Here is a 22,636-nt window from a genome sequence, read left to right as displayed (position 1 = left end):
CTATTCATCCACAAGCCATGTGCGAAGAAGGTTAACAAACTCATCCGGTTTTCGTTTGGCAAGTGTTTCAAGATTTTTCCTAGCCTGACTGTCGTTGTTGACACTTTCCAAATCAAGAGTTGGATATTCCACTTTAGCTGGAGCAACCAATTCGATTTCTTCCTCGGCAACCTTCTTGCGTCTGCGTGCTAACATAAAGATTAGTCCGCCAATGATAGCAAGAGCAGCAACACCAATTCCGATAATCCAAGGTGTTGATAGAAGGCTTGAGTCCTTAGCAGAACTGCTTCCAGAAAATGTTCTTGCAATAAGAGCAACTTTTTTCTCTATCAATGCGTCATTGGTTACATCTTGACCAGAATCAGCTAATTGTGCGCGCACCAATGCAGTCAAATATGTCATAATGGCCGTTCTGCTTGCTTCATCATTCATTTGTGACTGTTCAATGCCGATACTAATAGAAAGGTCTTTCAAAACAAAAGGTCCGGATTCGATGTTGTTGTTGATTCGCGTCACATCATAATTCCGAATAGTCGAGTTCGATTCTGAAGAATTGTTGCCCGTCGCAGCCGCTTCGTAGCCCGGTACGTCAGTCTCTCCGGTTCCTGCAACACCGCCAGCGTCTCCCGAATTGCCAGTCGAAGTACTGTTATTCAGCTGTTCACTAATGATAATGCCGTTATTGTTGTTATTCTCTAGCGGCTTCACAACAGATTCCTGCGATGTCTTCTTATCGAAATTCATGCTGCTAGAAACTTGAACGACTAAATTATCAGCTCCAACGATCGTTCCTAGAAACTGCTGAATATTTTTCTTGAGCTCAGCCTCATATTTGCGCTGAATGACGAATTGGGACTCAACCGCATCTGAATTATTAGCTATTCCGCCAGCAACATCAGAATAAATTAATTCACCTTGAGGACTTGAGATCGTAATATCCTTTATTGCCAAATCCGGAACCGCTGTTTTCACTAGGTTGTAGTAGCCGTCGATTTCCTTCTGACTTGGACGATAGCCGGACACGAATTTCATCATAATCGATGCTGATGCTTGCTCCGCGTCTTCTGCAGAAAGAAATACACTTTCTTTTGGCAAGTTAACCAAAACCTTCGAACTGTCCACACCTTGCATCGCATTCAGCAACTGTTGAACCTCACCGTTCAAAGCATTCAAATATTTAACATTGAATTCATTTTCGGTTGTACCAAACTGGCTTGAGCTTGCATTAAATGCTTCAAAACCAATGGAACCGTTTTGAACTAAACCTTGAGAACCTACATCTACTTTTATTCGTGCTGCATCTGTGCTCGGTACTGAAATGCTTTTCCCATTGTTGCTGAGCTGGTAAGGTATTCCGCTTCCGTCTAAGTAAGTCATGATAGCAGCTGCGTCTGTTGTATCCAAACCTTGAAAAGCAATTTCGTATTCCGTTCTCGTAAATACAATCGTTAACAAAATAATTGCTAACAATAGTCCACTAATAGATGCCCCCAACCAAATTTTTTGTTTTCTGCCCGTCTGGCTCCATAATTGTGTAAGCCTACCTCGAAACTGGGCGATTCTCTCGTTCACATTTTCACCTCACCCAAATACTATGCTAGGTCTTCATGATGGTTAAATTTGCATCCGCATCATTTCTTGATATGCCTCGACCATTTTGTTGCGGACTTGTGAGGTAAGCTGCAAACTTAGTTGCGCCTGCTCAGAAGCAATTAAAACCTTTGAAACGTCAACCTGACCTATTAAGTATTTGTCGTTAAGCTTATGAACGTTCTTTTCCTGATCGCTTACATTATTAATTGCCGTTTCTAAATATTGACCAAATGATTGCGTCAATTGGGCCGGAGTCGCTTCTTGAACCGATTTAGTTTCAATGAGTTTGGTTGGCTGAACCGGGCTAAGCGACATCGCTTGTATCATCATTACTCCCCCAATACTTCATATGGAATTGTTAATCAATTACTTTCCGATTTCTAGTGCCTTAATAAACATTGATTTGGTAGCGTTTAGCGCGGTTACGTTTGCTTCGTAAGATCTTGTAGCTGCAATCATATCTACCATTTCCTTCGTTACATCCACATTCGGCATATTTACATAGCCGTTTGCATCAGCATCAGGATGCGTTGGATTATAAATGAGCTTGTTTGGCGATTGATCCTCTTTAATTCTCGTAACTTTAACTCCTTGAGCAGTGGAGTTTTCATTCATTTGCTGAGAAAGCACATTTGAGAAGGACTGCTGCAGAGGTTCAATGACAACCATCTTTCGCTTGTACGGCTGGAATTGTCCATTTACAAAACTGCCTCTCGTCGTTTCAGCATTCGCTATATTAGAAGAAATTACATCCATCCGCAGTCTTTGTGCTGATAGAGCCGAAGCGCTGATATCAAACCCTGTGGACAATTTCATCGTTAAGCTCTCCCTTCAATCGCTGTGCGCATCATTCTTACCTCATGATTAATCTGTTGGACATAAAAGTTGTAGCTTAATTGGTTTTTAGCTAGCAAAGACATCTCACGATCGACATCAACATTATTTTCATTGTTGTTCATCGAAGTTGTTTCATCGGTAATAAGTTTGGGTATAGGTACATTAGAAGAACCTGCTCCAATAGCAATATGCTTTTGATTCGTTCGTTTGCCGATCAATTGCCCTTGCGTATTTCCCATGGATTGCTCTAATAATTCCTCAAACAAAACCTCTGACCGTTTGAAATGCGGCGTATCACCGTTTGCCACATTGTTAGAAATGACGCGCTGCCGCATTTCAGCTGCTTGAAGCGCACCTTCCATTCTTCCAAATGCTGCGCCATTCAACAAATTCACGTAGTTTCACCACTTTCACATAGGGGATCTTCTTAACGTATTCAACAGATTACTGCTCATTCCTTCTTTGTTCGACAGTAAATATTAAAAAAATGAGATACATGTGTCGATTTTTGCCGACATGATAATATTCAACAATTTCCTAAATTATTACAATAAGAAAAAAGCCCTATCTTTAAAATCAGATAGGGCAAAAATGGTCTAAACGTCCTATAATTATCGCTTCATCTTATCTAATTCTTGCAATAATTGGTGATTTAATATTTTAATGTATGTGCCTTTCATGCCTAATGACCTTGTTTCTATGACACCAGCGCTCTCCAGCTTCCTAAGCGCATTTACAATAACTGAACGAGTTATTCCTACCCGGTCAGCAATCTTCGATGCGACAAGCAAACCTTCCTTGCCATCGAGCTCCTCGAAAATATGCTCGACTGCTTCTAATTCACTAAATGACAACGAACCGACCGCAACGGCAACGACTGCACGACTGCGAACCTCTTGCTCAATCTCATCCGCGCGCTCCCGTAAAATCTCCATGCCAACAATCGTTGAACCATATTCAGCTAAAATAAGGTCATCGTCATCGAAAGTACCAGACAAACGGGTCAGGACCAACGTACCTAGACGATCTCCTCCGCCAATAATAGGTACAACCGTCATAATTTCTTGATCGCCTAACCGCGGAAAAGTTTCATAAATTCCCAAATCTGGCTTCACATTCGTCATCGATTCCTGCATATCAAGAAACCGAACGTTGCTCTCTTGCGGGAAACGAAGCTCATCAGCTGATAACGTTCGCATGAAATCGTGATCAAACGCATCTACTGCGGAGCAGCCAAGTATTTTACCTCTCCGGCTGACGACAAACACATTGGTTTGAATCGTTGTACAAAGTACTTCTGCCATTTCCCTGAAACTCAGCGCTTTGCCAGCTGCGCGTTGCAACAACCGGTTCAGCGTTCTAGTCTTTGTTAGTAAAGTCATTCTAATGCCTCCCAAAACTCATAACAACTACAGTATATATTGACTCAAATCGCGATTTTGCGCAATGCTTCCGAGTTTTTCTCGAACGTATTCCGGCGTAATCGTCATTTTTTCGAGCGACAGCTCAGGCGCTTCAAAAGATAGATCCTCCAGCAGCTTCTCCAAAATCGTATGCAAACGACGCGCGCCAATATTTTCAGTATTGCGGTTAACATCTGCGGCAATGGATGCAAGCTCGCGAATCGCCTCATCAGTAAATTCGATCTGAATGCCTTCCGTTTCAAGCAGAGCTGAATACTGCTTCGTTAAAGCATTTTTTGGTTCTTTCAAAATACTTACAAAATCGTCCAAGCTAAGACTAGTCAGCTCTACCCGAATCGGGAAACGACCTTGAAGCTCTGGTATCAAATCCGAAGGTTTCGCAACATGAAACGCACCAGCAGCGATAAACAACACATAATCCGTTTTAACGGGACCATATTTTGTCATGACAGTAGAGCCTTCAACGATAGGCAAAATATCACGTTGAACACCTTCCCTAGATACATCTGGGCCAGATCCACGTGATGGGCTCGCAATTTTGTCAATTTCATCTATGAAAATAATGCCGGATTGCTCAGCTCTTGTAATCGATTCGGTAATGACATCATCCATATCGATTATTTTGTTAGCTTCCTCCTGCGTCAACACCTTGCGAGCTTCCTTTACAGGCAGCTTGCGCTTCTTCGGCTTCTTCGGCATTAATTGACCGAACAGCTCCTGCATATTCATGCCCATGCCCTCTGGGCCCTGGCCTGAAAGCATATCCATCATATTAGGAGAGGAGTCCTCTACCTCAATTTCAATGATTTCGTTTTCCAGCTTGCCAGCCGCGAGCTGCTCTTTAATTTGCGAACGTTTTTGAAAGAGCGCATTTTCCACTTCCGGCTCTTCCTTTTGCTCTTCTGATTGCTGTTGATTGCCAAACAACATTTCAAATGGATTTTTTTGCGATTTAACCTTAGCCGTTGACGGAGCAAGCAAAGAAACGATGCGATCATTAGCTAGCTTTTCAGCTCTGTCTTTTACTTTTTCCGTTTTTTCTGTTTTCACCATACGTATAGCTGTTTCCACTAGATCGCGGACCATTGATTCAACATCACGGCCTACATATCCGACCTCAGTAAATTTCGTCGCTTCTAGTTTCACAAATGGTGCTTTAACCAGCTTTGCCAAGCGGCGTGCGATTTCCGTTTTACCTACTCCGGTAGGTCCGATCATCAAAATATTTTTCGGAACGATTTCATCGCGCAGCGTTTCATCGAGCAAACTTCTCCGGTAACGATTGCGAAGCGCAATGGCTACAGAACGTTTCGCTGGTTTTTGCCCAACAATATACTTATCAAGCTCCGCTACGATCTGACGAGGCGTCAGTGCATCATTTCCCATTATAAAATCCCTCCGATTTCTATTCTTCGCTAAGACTTTCCGAAGTTTGGCCTTCTATCCAAAATCCTGTTACTCGATTTATACGATCTCTTCAACAATAATATTATGATTCGTGAATACACAAATTTCTGCCGCTATTTCTAGCGATGAACGCGCGATATCCTTTGCTTCCATTTGAGGTGCATGACGCTGAAGCGCTCTTGCTGCCGATAATGCGAAGCTGCCGCCTGAGCCAATTGCTAGAATGCCGTCATCCGGCTCAATGATCTCACCGTTGCCTGAAATAAGCAGCAAGCCGGTTTTGTCCATAACGAGCATCATCGCTTCCAATCTACGAAGGACACGGTCTGAACGCCATTCCTTGGCAAGCTCAACAGCTGAACGCTGCAAGTTGCCGTGATGCTCCTCCAGCTTTGCCTCAAACTTCTCGAACAAAGTAATGGCATCTGCAACTGATCCTGCAAAACCTGCGACGACTTGACCGCGATAAAGCCTTCTTACTTTTTTAGCAGAGTTTTTCATGACCATGCTATTTCCAAAAGTGACCTGGCCATCCCCGGCAATTGCACCTTTTCCCTCATGACGAACTGCGCAAATCGTTGTAGCGTGAAATTGCATTTCCATTGCTTTGCCTCCTCAAGGTTCCAAATAATTAAATTGCCATGCCTTCATTACGCAATATTATTGCAAATGTTCCTTTTTAAATTGCTCAATACCTTCCAAAGCGCGATTCGCAATCATTTCGTTCTTTTCTTTTTTGCTGCGGATCTTCTTCTCAAGCGGTGGAAATAAACCGAAATTAGCATTCATCGGTTGGAAATGCTTGAAATCGGCTGTTGTAATATAATGAGCCATACTGCCAAGCGTAGTTTGCTCCGGCAATACGAGTGGTTCAAGATCTCGAGCTAATCTTGCAGCGTTGATTCCAGCAATCAAGCCGGAAGCAGCAGATTCCACATAACCTTCAACACCGGTCATCTGGCCTGCAAAAAATAAGGTCTCGCGGTTGTTAAGCTGATAGGTAGGCTTAAGTAAACGAGGTGAATTGATAAACGTATTGCGATGCATAACGCCGAAACGAACAAACTCAGCATTTTCCAGACCTGGTATTAATGAGAAGACGCGTTTTTGCTCTCCCCATTTGAGATGAGTCTGGAATCCGACTAGGTTGTATAATGTTCCTGCAGCGTTATCCTGACGAAGCTGAATTACAGCATGCGGCAGCTCACCCGTGTGCGGATTTACAAGTCCAACTGGCTTCATAGGTCCAAACAATACGGTTTGTTTGCCTCTGCTTGCCATAATCTCGATCGGCATACAGCCTTCAAAGTAGACTTCCTTCTCAAAATCTTTTACTTCTGCTTTCTCAGCTGTTGTCAGCGCTTCGTGGAAAATTTCAAATTCTTCTTCTGTCATTGGACAGTTCAAATAAGCAGCTTCACCTTTATCGTAACGGGAAGCTAAATAAACCTTGCTCATATCAATAGAATCTTTTTCGACGATTGGCGCTGCAGCATCATAGAAATAAAAATACTCTTCGCCCAGCAGCTCTTGAATTTGCGAAGACAAGCCCGGTGCTGTCAGTGGGCCTGTAGCAATAACAACAATTCCGTCTTTCGGAATTTCTGTTACCTCTTCATTCCGTACTTCAACAAGTGGATGCTCATGCAGTCTGCGAGTAACTTCACCAGAGAAACCGTCGCGGTCAACCGCCAGCGCTCCTCCCGCAGGTACAGCGTGCTGATCAGCACAGCTCAAAATAAGCGAGTCTAGTCGGCGCATCTCTTCCTTTAATACTCCAACAGCATTTGCAAGACCATTAGAACGCAAGCTATTGCTGCATACAAGCTCTGCAAATTGATTCGTATGATGAGCAGGTGTTTTTGTGACTGGACGCATTTCATACAAAACGACAGGTACTCCTTGTGATGCAATTTGCCATGCTGCCTCGCTGCCTGCTAGTCCTGCTCCGATGACGGTTACTTTTTGTGGTTGTGACAAAATATATTCAATCCTTTCAGATATAGTTCACGTAGGTTGACCTTTGGCGCTACTACCTTGCCTTCAAAGGTTTTTTTATTGTAAATTAATAATTTCGAACCTTCCAATAATTTCAAACATTTTGAATGTTGTGAAGTTTTTCAACTTTAAAACTTTATAAGCTTTTTGAAGGATGAAAGAGCTTTTAGAGCCTTTCATGCTTTACAAAACTTTTAAAACACTTTTGTTATTCAAAACACTTTTACAACAATTTTATAACAGTTTTACAAGCATTTTAAAACATTCAATTCCTTTTTAAACATCAAACCTTTTAAAACTTCAAATCCTTTTAAAACTTAAAACCCCCACAAGCTTTTCGAACCCACCCAAACCCTCCCTTCCAAGGGAGGGCCCCAAGGACTGCGTCCTCTGGACACCTGCAATTGGACTAACCTCTGTGTTAATCAGTCGGTTATCCATCCCATTGCCGTAATATCGCTTCCAGCTTGCGCTAACATAGATCTCATCCATCAGTTAGTGATATGAGTTCAGCTTGTGCAAACTTTAGTACTGCATGACTGAAAGGCAGAAGAAGCTTAGGTGCGATTTGAGCGATTTAAGCCATTTGAAATATCAGAATGATTGAAACCATTATAAATCGATTACAGCAGCTTAATAGCCCGTTTAACAACGGTGTCCCCCCTTTGTGAAGGGAGGACGGGTAAGGCGGTTGTCATTCGATTCTGTAGTATGGTTGATACTGCTAGCTCATGCTTACTTAATCCGTATCGGTACCTTGCTCGTCTTCATCCAATACCTCTTCGGAATAATCACATGTTGGGCAAAGCAGCTTTGCTCCGCTGCGATTGCGCTTTTCAACAAGCTTGGACTCGCCGCATTGCGGGCAAGGTTTGTTCGTCGGTTTATCCCATGACACATAATCACAGCCGGGATATTGATCACAGCCATAAAATATACGTCCCTTTTTGCTCCGACGCTCAATGATTTTGCCTTCTGCGCATTTCGGGCATGTCACACCGATATCCTTGACGATAGGTTTCGTATTGCGGCAATCCGGGAAGCCCGAGCACGCAAGAAACTTGCCAAATCGGCCCATCTTATAGACTAAGTGGCGTCCGCACTTCTCACAAAGCTCATCAGACACTTCGTCTTGAATTTCGATTTCCTTCATTTCATCTTCGGCAACTTCTAATCTTTTCTCGAAGGATTCGTAAAATGTAGCGAGCACTTTTACCCAATCCTCTGTGCCTTCTTCCACATGGTCGAGGTTGCCTTCCATGTTCGCTGTAAACTCCGCATCCAAAATTTCAGGGAAAAACTCCTCCATGAGCTGAATGACTAGATCTCCAAGTTCAGTTGGCATAAATTTTTTCTCTTCCATTGCAATGTATCCGCGCTTCTGAATCGTTTCCAGTGTCGGCGCATACGTACTTGGACGACCTATACCGAGCTCCTCAAGCGTCTTTACTAGACGTGCCTCCGAAAAACGTGGCGGCGGCTGCGTAAAATGCTGTTTTGGATCTATCGATTCTGATTGAATGACATCTCCAGCGGCTAGCGGCGGCAAAAACTTATGCTCCTCAACCGTGCCGTCATCGTTGCCTTCCACATATACCTTCATAAAGCCGGCAAATTTCACTTTAGAACCAGTAGCTCTAAACGTTGTATCGCCTGCCTGCAAATCCACAGTCATCGTGTCGAGCACTGCCGACTGCATCTGACTCGATACGAAACGTTCCCATACGAGCTTATACAGTCGCAGCTGATCACGACTCAAGAACGGTTTCATTGATTCGGGATCTCTTAATATGGACGTTGGCCGAATCGCTTCATGCGCGTCTTGAGCGTTGCTGTTTTTCTTTGTGTAAATGCGTGGTTGTTCAGGCACAAAAGCTTCGCCATACTTTTCAGAAATGAATTCTTTCGCTTCTTCTTGAGCGATAGGCGAGATGCGCGTAGAATCGGTTCTCATATAAGTGATTAAACCGACTGTACCTTCTTTACCCAGCTCAACGCCTTCATACAGTTGCTGTGCTACTGACATCGTCTTAGAAGCCCGGAAGCCAAGTTTCCTTGCCGCTTCCTGTTGAAGGGAGCTCGTTATAAATGGAGGCGCTGGATTGCGCAGACGCTCCTTCTCTCTCACGTCAGAGACTGTGAGCTTGCTGCCCTTCATCGCTTGGAGAACTTCCTCAACGTCAGCTTCCTTGCCTAACTCACGTTTTTCTCCATGAATAGAATGATATTTCGCATCAAAAGGAATTCCTGCATGAGTCAGCTTCGCAGTGATGGACCAGTATTCCTCAGGGATGAATGCATCGATTTCGTTTTCACGATCGATGATGAGCTTAACGGCAACCGATTGAACCCTGCCGGCAGACAAGCCCTTCTTCACTTTTTTCCATAGGAGCGGACTAATCTTGTAACCAACCAATCGGTCCAAAATCCGTCTCGCCTGCTGCGCGTTAACTAAATCCATATTAATCTTTCGCGGTGTCTTAAAAGCATCCTTCACGGCCTGTTTCGTAATTTCATTAAATACAACGCGGCAAGTATCGGTCTCATCCAGCTCCAAATAATGCGCCAAATGCCAAGCAATCGCTTCACCTTCGCGATCCGGATCGGCTGCTAGAAAGACATGTTTCACTTTTTTGCTGGCATCCTTCAATTCCTTGAGAATGCTGCCTTTGCCGCGTATGGTTATGTATTTAGGATTAAAATCATTTTCAACCTCGACGCCGATCTGGCTTTTGGGCAAATCGCGAATATGTCCCATAGAAGCTTTAACGATATATTTACTGCCAAGATATTTACCAATCGTTTTGGCTTTCGCGGGTGATTCGACGATAACTAAAGAATCTGCCATGTAAGGCGCCTCCTCTCTCCATTGCAAGCTATAAAGCAATATATATTGATCCGGGCTGCAATTCAATTTTGCGTTTTATACATAAATTTAGCAGAAGTGCGTTCAAATGTCCAAACGGGAAGGCGGAGAGCTCGTGCAACTCATTAATAGATAAGGGCTGATCTCGTAAAAAAGCAATCAATTTACTCTCCTCAGGCGTGAGCTCTGGCTTATTTAATTCCTGTTCGGACTTGCTCGCTGCATCTGCTTCCTTGTAAGCTTTAAGCGCTTCCGGCAGCCAATTCAGCTCATCGATAATATCTTCAACGCAGCTAATAAGCTTTGCTTCTCCGCGTTTGATGAGCGCATTTGGCCCCTCACTCTTAGGCGATGAGTTTGGACCGGGTACAGCAAACAACTCCCGAGACATGTCCATCGCATGCTGTGCTGTTATCAGAGAGCCGCTCTTCGTTGCGCCTTCCACAATAACCGTTCCTACGGATAATGCCGCAATAATACGATTGCGCTGCGGAAATTGTCCAGGATGCAGCGGAGTACCGATCGGCGTTTCTGAGACGAGCAAGCCATGCTCGGCAATTTTGTGAAACAATGATAGATTCTCAGTTGGATAACACTTATCAATAGGCGTAGGCAGAACAGCAATCGTTCCTCCCGCTCCGTACAACGCTGCTTCATGAGCTTTGCTATCGACACCTTTGGCTAGGCCGCTAACCACCGTCAAGCCAGCAGAGGAAAGCTCCTGTGCCAGCGTAGTCGCTGATTGCCTGCCATATGCGGTCGGCACTCTTGTACCTACTACTGCAATTGCTGGACGCTGCAGCAGCTCAAGACGTCCTCTAGCATACAAGACCCAAGGCGGCTGTGCAATCTCTCTTAAAATTTTCGGATATTCGGTATCATAAGGCGTTAATGCGATTGCATTTACTGCAGCAACTGCTTCTGACGGATCTTCTGTCAAAATCCATGGACGCTCTGCATAACGTTCAGCCGCTGCTTTCGCTTGACCACGATGCAGGCCTATAGCAAGTAAATCTTCTATGCTCCATGAGCGTTTATTCCAAAATTCATGGTGAACAGCCTTCTGAATTGCATGCCATCCTATGCCAGGAATTTCGTGAAAGGCAATAACCATTTGTCTACGAATATCTTGTTTTTTAGTCATCTGTACCAAGCCCCTTCTCTACTCGGGCTGGCCTACATACTTATCTATTGTGCGGTAGATAGCATAAGAATGCAAGTCAGCCGATAAAATAATGGCAATCCGCAAAAAAAAAAGCAACCTTCCAACTCCCGTTATCGGGTCGTTGAAAGGTTGCTTACCTTAGATCAAACTATATAATTATTTGCGTGTGATGCATTTTTCAAGAAGGCCTTGCTCTTCAAGAACACTCACAAGCGTTGAACCCATCTCAGATGGTGTTGGAGCTACTTTAATGCCGCAAGCTTCAAGTGTTGCGATTTTTTCAGCAGCTGTTCCTTTACCACCGGAAATGATTGCGCCAGCATGTCCCATCCGTTTGCCCGGAGGCGCTGTTGCGCCGCCAATGAAGCCGACAACTGGTTTTTTCATGTTTGCTTTAATCCACTCAGCAGCTTCTTCCTCTGCTGTACCGCCGATTTCACCAATCATGATAACCGCGTAGGTATCTGGATCTTCATTGAAAAGATTCAAGATATCGATAAACTCAGAGCCCTTAACCGGGTCGCCGCCGATTCCTACTGCAGAAGATTGTCCAATTCCACGAGTCGTCAATTGATGAACCGCTTCATAAGTCAATGTTCCTGAGCGAGAAATTACGCCAACATGTCCAGCTGTATGAATGTAACCAGGCATAATGCCGATTTTGCATTCATCCGGCGTAATTACGCCTGGGCAGTTAGGTCCGATAAGAACGGTTTTGCTGCCGTCCATGTAACGTTTAACTTTTACCATATCAAGCACGGGAATGCCTTCTGTAATACAGATAACAAGATCAAGCTCAGCGTCAACCGCTTCCATGATTGCATCTGCAGCAAATGCAGGTGGTACATAGATAACTGAAGCATTAGCGCCAGTAGCAGCTTTTGCTTGAGCAACCGTGTTGAAAACAGGCAATGATACGAGCGTGCCGTTATCAAGTGTAATATCAACGTTAGTGCCACCTTTACCAGGTGTTACGCCGCCGACCATTTGCGTACCGTATTCCAATCCGCCTTTGGTATGGAACAAGCCAGTTGCTCCTGTAATACCTTGGGTAATGACTTTTGTATCTTTATTAACCAAAATGCTCACTCTTAACTCACATCCCCTGAATGAATTCGTATGCGGCCTATGCCACACAGCAAGTTATCTTATTTCACGAGAGCGACAATCTTCTGCGCGCCGTCCGCCATGGAATCCGCAGCCACGATGTTCAATCCCGATTCTTTCAAAATAGTTTTGCCGAGGTCTACGTTAGTACCTTCTAGACGAACAACGAGCGGACGGTCAAGACCGACTTGCTTCGCTGCTTCGACAACGCCATTTGCAATTACGTCACAACGCATAATGCCGCCGAAAATGTTAACGAAAATACCTTTAACTTTTTCATCAGACAAAATGATTTTGAACGCTTCTGTTACCTTCTCAGCTGTAGCACCGCCCCCTACGTCTAGGAAGTTGGCAGGGTCGCCGCCGTAATATTTGATAATATCCATTGTTGCCATCGCTAGGCCTGCACCGTTGACCAAGCAACCGATGTTGCCGTCAAGAGCGATGTAGCTAAGGTCGTATTTGGACGCTTCAATTTCTTTTGCGTCTTCTTCTTCCAAATCGCGAAGCTCAACGATATCTTTGTGACGATAAAGAGCGTTTGAGTCGAAGTTCAATTTAGCATCAAGAGCAATAACTTGTCCGTCGCCAGTTACAACAAGCGGATTGATTTCTGCAATGGATGCATCTTTCTCAACAAAAGCGGTGTAAAGAGAAATCATGAACTTAACTGCTTTGTTAACAAGCTCATTAGGGATGTTGATTGCATATGCTAGTTTGCGTGCTTGGAACGCTTGCAAGCCAACAGCAGGATCAACGATCTCCTTAATGATTTTCTCCGGGGAGTGTTCAGCAACTTCTTCAATCTCAGTGCCGCCCTCTTCCGAAGCCATCATAACGACACGACCTGTACCACGGTCTAATACTACGCCGATATAATATTCTTTCTTAATGTCGCAGCCTTCTTCGATCAGAAGACGTTTGACTTCCTTGCCTTCTGGACCTGTTTGATGCGTAACAAGCACTTTACCTAGAATCTCACTAGCATAAGCGCGCACCTCATCAAGATTTTTTGCTACTTTAACTCCGCCCGCTTTACCCCGGCCGCCAGCGTGAATTTGTGCTTTCACGACAACAACCTTTGTTCCGAGCGATTTAGCCGCGTCAACAGCTTCGTCTACAGTGAAGGCTACTTTACCTTCAGGTACGACGACACCATACTGTTTAAGGACCGCTTTCCCTTGATATTCATGGATATTCATTGTTGAAATCCTCCATTTCACAGACTGAAATCAGTCATATGTACACAAACCTCTATTATTGTAGCACCTTTCCCCGCCAGTTACCTTACTTTCACGCATAATTAATACGGCTTTTTTGATATGGGTTTCATCTCAAAATGAGATTAAAGCGATAAAACCAGCTGGATTGCTCGTTTTATAAGGGAAAATACCACGCCATTTAGTATGACCCAATCCTAAAAATCATACCCGAAACATTTTAAATATTGACAATTTAAAGTTAACTAAATTATGATATTGGCAAATTCATAACGATGGAACGGAATCGTAAGGAAGCACCTTCATTCACAAATATGGGGGTGCTTTTTGTCGTGTTTAGTTTAATTCAGAGCGCAAGCGTTTATGGAGTAGATGGTAAAAGCATTTCGGTTGAGGTTGATATTTCCAGCGGCCTGCCCCAAATCAACGTAGTGGGTTTGCCTGATCCTGCTGTTCGCGAATCTGTTGAACGCGTTCGAGCCGCTCTAAAAAATAGTGGTTTTACTTTTCCTATGGACAGAATTACGGTTAATCTAGCTCCTGCCGATTTGCGCAAGGAAGGCACATCCTTTGATTTAGCCATTGCGGCGGGCATCTTAACTGCAAGCGGACAAATTAGCGTTGCCCCATTTGAGAATACGCTTCTTCTTGGAGAGCTCTCACTTAACGGCAATGTCCGTCCGGTTCCCGGCGTACTTGCCATGATTGAACAAGCGAAACGACTTGGCTTTAAGCGTGTCTTGCTGCCTGTCGCGAACGTCAAGGAAGCCATCTGGATTTCTGATATGGAATTGTTTGCGTTAAGCCACCTGAAAGAGCTTGATTTAATCAAAAAGAAACAATCCGACTGGAACGATATTCGTGTCGATCATAGAAACGATTCCAGATTTAACCAAATTGAAAACAAAACATTTCTAGATAAGCAAGATGAAATTGGTGATTATGGAGATGTTATCGGTCAGCATCAAGCCAAACGAGCTATGCTTATAGCCGCGGCTGGCAAACACAATATTTTGCTCAGCGGACCTCCAGGCACGGGTAAAACGATGATGATTCGGCGTCTACCGGGGATATTGCCCTTATTGACTGAACAAGAAGCGCTGGAGGTTACGAAAATATATAGTGTAGCTGGCAAACTGCTCGATAGCTCCCATGGCCTTATTACACATCCACCATTTCGCGCTCCGCATCATACCATATCGTCCGGCGGACTGATCGGCGGCGGCTCTATCCCGAAGCCGGGAGAAGTTACACTCGCTCATCGCGGCGTGTTGTTTCTTGATGAATTGCCAGAATTTCCGAGACAGGTGCTTGAGGTTTTGAGACAGCCGCTGGAGGATCGTATAGTAACCATTTCCCGCTCCAAAGCTGTATTCCAGTTTCCAGCCAGCATTATGCTGGCTGCCTCCTTTAATCCATGTCCATGCGGCTATTATGGGCATGAGTATGGCGACAAACGCTGCACTTGCAGCGCTACACTCATTAGCCGTTATCGATCTAAGATATCAGGGCCATTGCTTGATCGAATAGATTTACAGCTAGAAGTGCCAAGACCCATTTCACTAGAGCATGCTTCAACTGGCCCATCACTTAATACTGCCCAAATGAAGCAGCTAGTGCTGGGTGCATATGCCTTTAAACAAGATCGCACAGCAGGCACCAGTCTCAATCCTATTGAATCATTAAACGGCGCTGCCCTTCGAAGGTCTGTAAATATAAAGCCAGAAGCCGCAAGCCTGCTGGAAAGTGCTTTTGAAGCGCTTGGAATCAGTATGCGGGCATACGATAGAATGCTGAAGCTGGCACGCACCATAGCCGATCTTGAAGCAAGCGACGCAGTCGATACGATGCATATCGCGGAAGCTATTCAATATCGCGGGCTTGATAAGCCGCTTTCATAATAAAAAAACTTTCTCTGTAGGTTAGCTCCCGTCAGAGAAAGTCCAATTTGTTACCATTTTAGAACGCTGCCTCAAAATGCTTTAAAGAAGTGACGATCTCATCTGCACGGCTCAACGTTATCGCAATAACATCAAAGCGAATGGATGCATCTGAGCGCCCAACACTGCGTAAATAAACTTGAGCCGCGTCCCTTACCTTCTGTTGTTTGCGATAATCCACCGACTCCGCGGCTGTGCCGTATTTACCGCCTTCTTTTCTCGTACGCACCTCTACAAATACAAATCTATCAGAATGTTCAGCAATAATATCAATTTCTCCTATTCTACATCGCCAATTCCGCGTGAGAATATTATAATTCTCTTCTACTAAATACAAACAAGCTGCATCCTCGCCAAGCTGACCCGTAGCTTTCCTATTATCTAGTTTCCGCGTCCCTTTCGCTCTTCCCTCATCATCACCCATCTATCATTTCCCTCGCTTTTCGGTCAGAACGATAAACAAAGCTTAAAATTTCTGCGACGAGCGTATACAGCTCACCCGGAATTTCTTGATCGATATCAAGCTTAGAGAGCACTTCTACCAACGAGGAATCCTCTTGTACAGGAATGCCATTTTCCTTCGCTTTCTCAAGGATGAGATCCGCCAAATGCCCTTTCCCTTTCGCAACCATAACCGGAGCAGTGCGCTCGCCTGGCTCGTATTTTAAGGCTACTGCTTTCCTGACTTTCGTTTGTGGCTGATTTTCACTCTGATCGCTGCTCATATACGATAATCGACTCCTTTGTAACGATTGGCTGCAAAGGCGCTCATATCCGTCATTTGCTGGTTCTTAACTGCTGCTGATGCTGCTTCCACCTTTGATTCCCCCGCTTTGGGAAGCGGCGTTGTTCGCAGTGAAAGCAGCTGATAGCCTGCTTGCTGCAAGCTGGCAGCAATTTCATTTCGAGATCCTTCTGCAAGCGATGAAATTGCAGGATGATCATTCCACAAGTTTAAACTTACAATTTTGTCCATCACATTTACATCAACCATTGTATCGCCCAGCGTATTCATCGACAAATTAAAGAGCAATCTGCAATTCGAAGCGTCAAGCTCTCCTTTTCGCCCTCTTCTTGTCTGAATGTGAACCGAAGCGGTTTGTTTGCCGTCTGCGTTATTGATTGGAATAAACATCGTCACATGCGTGAGAACTGAGCTGTTCCGCTCAGGAGTAAGCAAAAGCTGCTGGCCTGTTATTTGCTGTACAAGCTGCTGCGCTGTCTCTTTGAGAGCAGGAGGTGTATGATCCGATGAAACCAGAGCTAGCAAGGCACTTTTCAATGATTCCTGCTGTGCAGGCGGAGAAGAATCTGTCATTGGAATGCTGTCTGCAACGTTCGAAAGAACCGCTAAGGCTGCTCGTTCAACCATATGCTTTTGATCCGGCAGCCTTGCTTGCTGAGAATCAGCGGTTTCAAACTCTGCTGGTTTTGCCAGCATTACGGTTGGAGCAGCTTCTTTGCTGTTAGCCTCGACGATAGGAGTCTGCAGCGGTGGTGCTGAAGCAGTCGTTACAGTTGCCGGCTTCGCAGCAGTTTCCGTTGTTGCTGGCTGAGGAGCCGGCGCTTGCTGGCTCAATTGAGTATCCGCTGTAAATACTTTGGCAAGCTGAAGCTCATGATCGACGCCCATCCATTTCATCATCTGTCCCAGCCAGTTGGGCTGACTTGACTGACTGGCTAATGCTCTAGCCGCTTGAGGATTAGCTTGTTGATCCGGAGCTTCGTCCTCAGACATAGCGACAGGTGCTGCTGTTGCCTGCGGCAAGTCCGTTTTGACGATTTGCGCGTTTAATTGCTTTGAAGTCGGTATGTCCTTTGTAACGGCTTCTCCTGATCTTGCTGCACTAGACTCAGCCGTCACTCCACGAAGCAGCTCGAGCCCTTCCGTCAGAAGCGCTTGCACACGTGCAGCTGCTTGAGTTGCAGCTTTTGTTTCAGCTTTCCCTTCATCCGAAACGCTCGTGAATGAAGTAATTTGCAGCTGCAACGTCTCAAGCAGCTCATGCGTGCTGCGCCCGAACATAACCTGCTGCATCGCACCTACAGTAGCGCCAGTCATAGGCAGCCCTCTTTTAAAGGTTGCGGCAGCGGACTGCATCCATTGCTCCGCATCTCCACCAGCCGGCATCGCGGATGCAGCCTGTTGAAAGGCTTGCGCAACGTCGCGGTTCAGAATAACGCCTTCCTTCCGCAAATCCTTGACGATTTGCGCTGCCCATTTCTGCTCTGGCAACGCCAGCTGTTTAGCCCATTCTTTGAACGTATCATCAGGCAATCCCACTTGACCAGGTTCAACTTGTTTAAGCATTACAAGCGCTCCGCTTGATTGAGGCTGCACTTGGAGCATTGCTGATTGTCCCACTTGAAGCGGCATCTCTAGCTTCGCACGCACTTGTACACCGTTAATTTGTACGAGCGCTTCGTTATTTTCCATCACCTGCAAAATGACGCCTCTTACCACTTGTCCAACTTTAAGCTCCACAGCTCGTGTATCCGCACTAGAAGCCTCTCCTAAGAAGCTTCGCATCATTTGACTTATATTCATTTGTTCATTCGCCTCCGTTGCTCCAGCGCCATTCTATGCGTTTGCTCTTTGCACTTAAGCGAGCTCTTTACATAAGCATGTACGACTTCATTAAACCTATAAGCCTTATATCGGTCAAAATGAGTAAAGCTTGTAGCCGTTCATCCCAAAAAACAGCACAAAAACAAAATAACGCCCGATAATTACACTAGGCATCTTTTGCCTCGCACAATCAATCGAGCGTCATATAATATATGCTGCGAGATGCAGCTAGAAGAGAAGCAGCTGCTCCTCTGTAAATAAATTGCCGAGAAACGATCTGCGATGAAGAGGACTTGGTCCATTAGCTAGCAATCGCTCCCGATGAAGCTTCGTTGCATATCCCTTGTGTATAGCAATGCCATAAGCTGGATATTCCTGCTCCCATTCAGTCACACAAAGCCTATCGCGCGTAACCTTGGCAACGATAGAGGCTGCAGCGATCGATTGGCTTGTAGCATCCCCTTTAATGATTGAGAGCTGCGGCAGACTAACATCGACCTTCTCTGCATCAACAAGCAAATAGTCAGAAGGAAGCTGTAACGATTCCACTGCAATTTTCATTGCAAGCCTAGCTGCCTGCTTAATATTGATTCGATCAACCGTTTCAGCATCAACACGAGCAGCCGACCACGCTACACATTCCTGCAAAATAATATCATACAGCTGGTCACGCTTTTTCTCGGAAAGCTTCTTGGAGTCGTTAACCCCTTCAATCACAAGCCCTGGCGGTAAAATAACGGCAGCTGCCACGACGTCTCCGAACAAGCAACCTCGGCCAACCTCATCTACACCAGCAATCGCTTTAAATCCTTCTTCCCATAACGACTGTTCATATTGCAGCACGTTACGTTCCCCCGTTTCACATCAATAAGGTGGCGCTTCGAGCGTAATTCTTCCTAGCTTTCCTGAGCGCAAATCACGCAAAATGATTCCGGATGTTTTCTCCAAATCGACGTGTCCACCGCTAACAAGGCAGCCTCTCCGACGTCCGATATCTTCCATCACACGCACGATTTCATCTGAATCCGTAGCGTCCTTAGGTGGCGTTTCAAGCTCATACCGCTCTTTCATGTTAGGCCAGTATCGATCTACCAGCTCACGCATCGCAAAAAACGCGATATCGTCAACGTTCAAAATTTGCTCTCTAATGGCACCAGTCATAGCAAGCCTGTATCCGACGAGCTCGTCTTCAAACTTTGGCCACAATATGCCCGGTGTATCGAGCAATTCCATTTCAGTTCCAATCTTAATCCATTGTTGTCCCTTCGTAACGCCAGGACGGTCGCCGGTTAAAGCAATAGCGCGTCCAGCGAGCTTGTTGATCAACGTGGATTTCCCGACATTCGGTATACCTACAATAAGTCCGCGAATTGCACGCGGATTTATGCCTTTTGCAATTTGACGTGCAATTTTCTCATGCAAAATTTGCTTTGCCTTGAGCGGAACCTCATTTACCTTCGTGCCTGTTGAGGAATCAATTGCGATCGATTCATGGCCTTCATTACGGAAATAAGCCATCCATTGCTCTGTCGTTTTTGGATCAGCCAAGTCTGATTTGTTTAATACGATCAATCTTGGCTTGCCGTTCAAAATTTCCTCAATCATCGGATTACGGCTAGATAGCGGAACCCGTGCATCCAATAGTTCGATGGCAAGATCGATTAGTTTGAGCTTGTCTTGTATTTGCCGTTTCGCCCGCGTCATATGACCCGGAAACCATTGAATGGTCATTTACTCACCTCATTTAGTCCAGTGCTTTATAAACTCTAGTTTGTTCAGCGGCCAAAAAATAATATCGGCACGTCCAACAACCTCTTTATCCGATACAAATCCGATAACCCTGCTATCTGTACTATCGCTGCGATTGTCGCCAAGTGCAAAAATCGTGTCCTCAGGAACAGTGATTTCAGATACATCGGAATTTATTCCTTTTTCGTTGTATAGCTTGCCTTCGGCATGTGCTGCCGCAATAGCTTCTTTTAAATAAGGCTCGTCTATTTTTTTATCATTAATATAAAGGTCATCGCCTTCGAGTCGAATTTTATCACCCGGTACGCCAATCACTCGTTTTATAAATTTTCGGCCTTGCTCTGGAACATCAAACACTACGACCTCACCAAATTTCGGCTCGCGTATCGTATACAAAATTTTATTTACTATTAACCGTTCGCCGGTCTCGAAATTAGGCTTCATGGAAGGTCCGTCGACGATGAATGGTGAAAACAAAAATTGACGAATGAGAAATACGAGAACGACCGCAATGACTAAAGCCTTGATCCATTCTACGACTTCTTTATAAGCTCCGCCCTGTTTTCCTGAGCCGGATGCATGGGCTGCTGCACGGTTTGGTAAATTCTGCTCAATGTCCGCATGTTCCTGCGTATTTTTCATTTCATGATCATTGCCATTGTCCAGCCCGTCATTTCGCTGCTGTGAGTCCATTCAGTCCGCCTTCTTCCCATATGCTGTAATATGTAAATGACCTTTGAGAAAAAACGAAAAGGAGCTTGTTTGCGCAAGCCCCTCTTGTCGTTTGTTCTTAACGAATTTCTTTAATACGAGCAGCTTTTCCGCGAAGACTACGTAGGTAGTACAATTTCGCGCGACGTACTTTACCACGGCGAGCCACTTCGATTTTTTCGATTTTAGGCGAGTTAAGCGGGAAAGTTCTTTCCACACCAACACCGTAGGAAATTTTACGCACTGTAAAAGTTTCGCTGATTCCACCGCCGCGACGTTTGATTACAACGCCTTCGAACAATTGGATACGCTCACGAGTTCCCTCGATAACTTTTACATGAACTTTTAGCGTGTCACCTGGACGAAAGTTCGGTAGACCTTGGCGCAGATTTTCTTGCGCGATTGTTTGCAAAAGATTCATTTGATTCACTCCTTCCACCATAGACGTTCTTATAAGCTCACCGGATTCCTCTGAATCGGTTCATCGCTGATAGCGGACCGTCCGACTTTACGAACAACATTAGAAATTTTACCATAGCTAGCCCAATAATACAACACGATTTTTTTATTCATAAATCATGTATACTAAATGATGACAAACACCGACATGAAGAGGTGACAAAATTGCACCATAATAAACAATCTTTTTGTAACAAAACAAAAGGGGGAATCGCATCTGTACTTTTAATATTAACCATTTCTGCACCATTGCAAACCTCTGCTGAATCCTTGGTTTTTAAAGATACGAATGGACACTGGGCTGGCTCCTATATCTCTTGGGCTGTTGATCAGAAATTAGCTCAGGGATATGGGGATAATTCCTTCAAACCAAACAAGGTTGTTAATGAAGCTGAGTTTCTTGCTATGTTATTGAGAGCCTATGGATTGGTCACTACATCATCTTCCAGCGCCAGCAATTGGACCAAGCCTTATTACGATTATGCGAATAATTTGGGCTGGCCTATCAATAACGCTTCACAAAATGTCGAATTCCGACGTGGACAAGCTGCGTTACTACTGGCTTCCGCGGCAAATGGAAAAGAATTTACAGAGCAAAGCGCAATTCAATGGCTGCTTGATGAGAAAATATCGAACGGACGCACTTCTGCCACCGTTAGCGGCTTCATACCAGATGGAAAACTTACACGCGCTGAGGCGCTTACCTTCTTCTATAACCTCAAACTTCACTCAAAAGCGTTGTCCGATGCTAAAATTATTAACACAGGTGATCGCCTTTATGAGATAACGATAAACGATTCACTGCAAAAGCTTCAACAAACGCTCGGAAAACCGTCTAGGATTGATCTAAGCGAATATGGTTTCTCCTGGTACGTTTATAATAGCAGTTATACCAACTACATGATGTTCGGCATCCAAAATGACCGGGTAATCGCACTTTTCTCCAATGGCAAAGATAGCTGGGCGATGAAGTCGGGCATCCAGATCGGACAAACGATTGGTAATGCCAAAAAGCTGGTTGGCGAAGCAACCAATGTCGAGACAAATAACGATTATTATGCTTACACTACAAAAAAAGTACATACCGTTCTCTTCATTGACCGACGTGATGGAAACAAAATAGCTGGTGTCATGCAAATGGATCAAGCCGTTTCCAAATCCACAGCGTTAAAATCAGCAAATACATCCAAGCTGGCAGACGCCTATGAACAACAACTCTTTGATCTTACTAACGCTGAGCGCGCTGTTCGCAAAATACCTCTGCTGCAATGGGACAAGCTCGCTGCTGCCTCAGCGCATGGTCACAGCAACGATATGAGTGCACGTAAATTTTTTGACCATACGAATCCAGACGGCTCGTCTCCCTTTGACCGAATGAAAGCAAAAGGCGTTAAGTATCACTCAGCTGCCGAAAACATAGCTGCCGGATACAAAAATAGCATATTTGCTCACTATGGCTGGGTCAATTCTACAGAAGGCCATCGTGAAGCACTATTAAACAGCAAGCTTGAGCGACTAGGTACAGGTGTTGCATTAGGCGGAACCTATAACGTCTACTATACCCAAAATTTTTACACGCCATAATCATCGA

General features: G+C 44.8%; 21 protein-coding genes. 2 read left to right on the top strand and 19 right to left on the bottom strand.

Annotated features, from left to right (window positions below; genetic code table 11):
- From fliF to sucC, 12 genes are all read right to left on the bottom strand, one after another.
- Entirely contained in the window at positions 1–1,572 is a 1,572-nt protein-coding gene (fliF, locus tag MHH56_RS14405) for a flagellar basal-body MS-ring/collar protein FliF (RefSeq protein ID WP_339208916.1), read from the bottom strand.
- A gap of 42 nt (positions 1,573–1,614) precedes the next feature.
- Positions 1,615–1,923: a flagellar hook-basal body complex protein FliE gene (gene fliE, locus MHH56_RS14400; RefSeq protein WP_305953893.1), complete on the bottom strand. Its 309-nt coding sequence runs from the start codon at positions 1,921–1,923 to the stop codon at positions 1,615–1,617.
- 36 nt (positions 1,924–1,959) lie between these two features.
- The gene (gene flgC, locus MHH56_RS14395; protein ID WP_339208915.1) at positions 1,960–2,409 is read right to left on the bottom strand and encodes a flagellar basal body rod protein FlgC; all 450 of its coding nucleotides are present in this window, start codon (positions 2,407–2,409) and stop codon (positions 1,960–1,962) included.
- Between the two features lie 2 nt (positions 2,410–2,411).
- Positions 2,412–2,825: a flagellar basal body rod protein FlgB gene (gene flgB, locus MHH56_RS14390; protein WP_339208914.1), complete on the bottom strand. Its 414-nt coding sequence runs from the start codon at positions 2,823–2,825 to the stop codon at positions 2,412–2,414.
- A gap of 216 nt (positions 2,826–3,041) precedes the next feature.
- Positions 3,042–3,812 carry a GTP-sensing pleiotropic transcriptional regulator CodY gene (gene codY / locus MHH56_RS14385; RefSeq protein WP_339208913.1) on the bottom strand — a complete coding sequence of 257 codons (771 nt, stop codon included), beginning with the start codon at positions 3,810–3,812 and terminating at the stop codon, positions 3,042–3,044.
- A 27-nt stretch (positions 3,813–3,839) separates the two neighbouring features.
- Positions 3,840–5,240, bottom strand: coding sequence for an ATP-dependent protease ATPase subunit HslU (gene hslU, locus MHH56_RS14380; RefSeq protein WP_339208912.1), 1,401 nt, complete (start codon positions 5,238–5,240; stop codon positions 3,840–3,842).
- A gap of 78 nt (positions 5,241–5,318) precedes the next feature.
- The gene (gene hslV / locus MHH56_RS14375) at positions 5,319–5,864 is read right to left on the bottom strand and encodes an ATP-dependent protease subunit HslV (protein WP_076269142.1); all 546 of its coding nucleotides are present in this window, start codon (positions 5,862–5,864) and stop codon (positions 5,319–5,321) included.
- A gap of 57 nt (positions 5,865–5,921) precedes the next feature.
- Positions 5,922–7,241 carry an FADH(2)-oxidizing methylenetetrahydrofolate--tRNA-(uracil(54)-C(5))-methyltransferase TrmFO gene (gene trmFO / locus MHH56_RS14370; protein WP_076269141.1) on the bottom strand — a complete coding sequence of 440 codons (1,320 nt, stop codon included), beginning with the start codon at positions 7,239–7,241 and terminating at the stop codon, positions 5,922–5,924.
- Between the two features lie 757 nt (positions 7,242–7,998).
- Positions 7,999–10,107, bottom strand: a complete 2,109-nt coding sequence (gene topA, locus MHH56_RS14365; protein ID WP_076268350.1) for a type I DNA topoisomerase — start codon at positions 10,105–10,107, stop codon at positions 7,999–8,001.
- Positions 10,108–10,135: 28 nt separating this feature from the next.
- On the bottom strand, positions 10,136–11,269 hold the full coding sequence (dprA, locus tag MHH56_RS14360) for a DNA-processing protein DprA (protein WP_339208909.1): 1,134 nt from the start codon (positions 11,267–11,269) through the stop codon (positions 10,136–10,138).
- 177 nt (positions 11,270–11,446) lie between these two features.
- Positions 11,447–12,379 carry a succinate--CoA ligase subunit alpha gene (gene sucD / locus MHH56_RS14355; RefSeq protein ID WP_053375706.1) on the bottom strand — a complete coding sequence of 311 codons (933 nt, stop codon included), beginning with the start codon at positions 12,377–12,379 and terminating at the stop codon, positions 11,447–11,449.
- A gap of 59 nt (positions 12,380–12,438) precedes the next feature.
- Positions 12,439–13,599 carry an ADP-forming succinate--CoA ligase subunit beta gene (sucC, locus tag MHH56_RS14350; RefSeq protein ID WP_339208908.1) on the bottom strand — a complete coding sequence of 387 codons (1,161 nt, stop codon included), beginning with the start codon at positions 13,597–13,599 and terminating at the stop codon, positions 12,439–12,441.
- A 293-nt stretch (positions 13,600–13,892) separates the two neighbouring features.
- Between sucC and MHH56_RS14345 the strand changes: the two genes are divergently transcribed.
- Entirely contained in the window at positions 13,893–15,518 is a 1,626-nt protein-coding gene (locus tag MHH56_RS14345) for a YifB family Mg chelatase-like AAA ATPase (protein WP_339208907.1), read from the top strand.
- A 58-nt stretch (positions 15,519–15,576) separates the two neighbouring features.
- Here MHH56_RS14345 and MHH56_RS14340 read toward each other — a convergent pair whose 3' ends face one another.
- The 7 genes from MHH56_RS14340 to rplS form a co-directional block, all read right to left on the bottom strand.
- A complete protein-coding gene (locus MHH56_RS14340) occupies positions 15,577–15,981 on the bottom strand; it encodes a YraN family protein (RefSeq protein WP_339208906.1) in 405 nt (134 codons plus the stop codon).
- Positions 15,974–16,282 (bottom strand): EscU/YscU/HrcU family type III secretion system export apparatus switch protein, encoded by a 309-nt coding sequence (locus MHH56_RS14335; protein ID WP_076268346.1) that lies wholly within the window; start codon positions 16,280–16,282, stop codon positions 15,974–15,976. Before MHH56_RS14335 ends, MHH56_RS14340 begins: the two co-directional genes overlap by 8 nt.
- A complete protein-coding gene (locus MHH56_RS14330) occupies positions 16,279–18,105 on the bottom strand; it encodes a hypothetical protein (protein WP_339208905.1) in 1,827 nt (608 codons plus the stop codon). The genes MHH56_RS14335 and MHH56_RS14330 overlap by 4 nt, the downstream gene beginning before the upstream one ends.
- Before the next feature lie 249 nt (positions 18,106–18,354).
- The gene (locus tag MHH56_RS14325; protein ID WP_339208904.1) at positions 18,355–18,969 is read right to left on the bottom strand and encodes a ribonuclease HII; all 615 of its coding nucleotides are present in this window, start codon (positions 18,967–18,969) and stop codon (positions 18,355–18,357) included.
- A gap of 21 nt (positions 18,970–18,990) precedes the next feature.
- Entirely contained in the window at positions 18,991–19,857 is an 867-nt protein-coding gene (ylqF, locus tag MHH56_RS14320) for a ribosome biogenesis GTPase YlqF (RefSeq protein WP_076268343.1), read from the bottom strand.
- 9 nt (positions 19,858–19,866) lie between these two features.
- Complete coding sequence (gene lepB, locus MHH56_RS14315; protein ID WP_339208903.1) at positions 19,867–20,568, bottom strand: signal peptidase I; 702 nt, start codon at positions 20,566–20,568, stop codon at positions 19,867–19,869.
- A gap of 97 nt (positions 20,569–20,665) precedes the next feature.
- Positions 20,666–21,007, bottom strand: coding sequence for a 50S ribosomal protein L19 (gene rplS, locus MHH56_RS14310; RefSeq protein WP_053375699.1), 342 nt, complete (start codon positions 21,005–21,007; stop codon positions 20,666–20,668).
- 203 nt (positions 21,008–21,210) lie between these two features.
- Here rplS and MHH56_RS14305 point away from each other — a divergent pair, with 203 nt between their 5' ends.
- Complete coding sequence (locus MHH56_RS14305; protein WP_339208902.1) at positions 21,211–22,629, top strand: CAP-associated domain-containing protein; 1,419 nt, start codon at positions 21,211–21,213, stop codon at positions 22,627–22,629.
- Positions 22,630–22,636 lie beyond the last annotated feature (7 nt).

Origin of the sequence: Paenibacillus sp. FSL K6-3182 (genome assembly GCF_037976325.1) — a bacterium.
Lineage (GTDB): Bacteria > Bacillota > Bacilli > Paenibacillales > Paenibacillaceae > Pristimantibacillus.
This window is presented reverse-complemented; position numbering and strand designations above follow the sequence as displayed.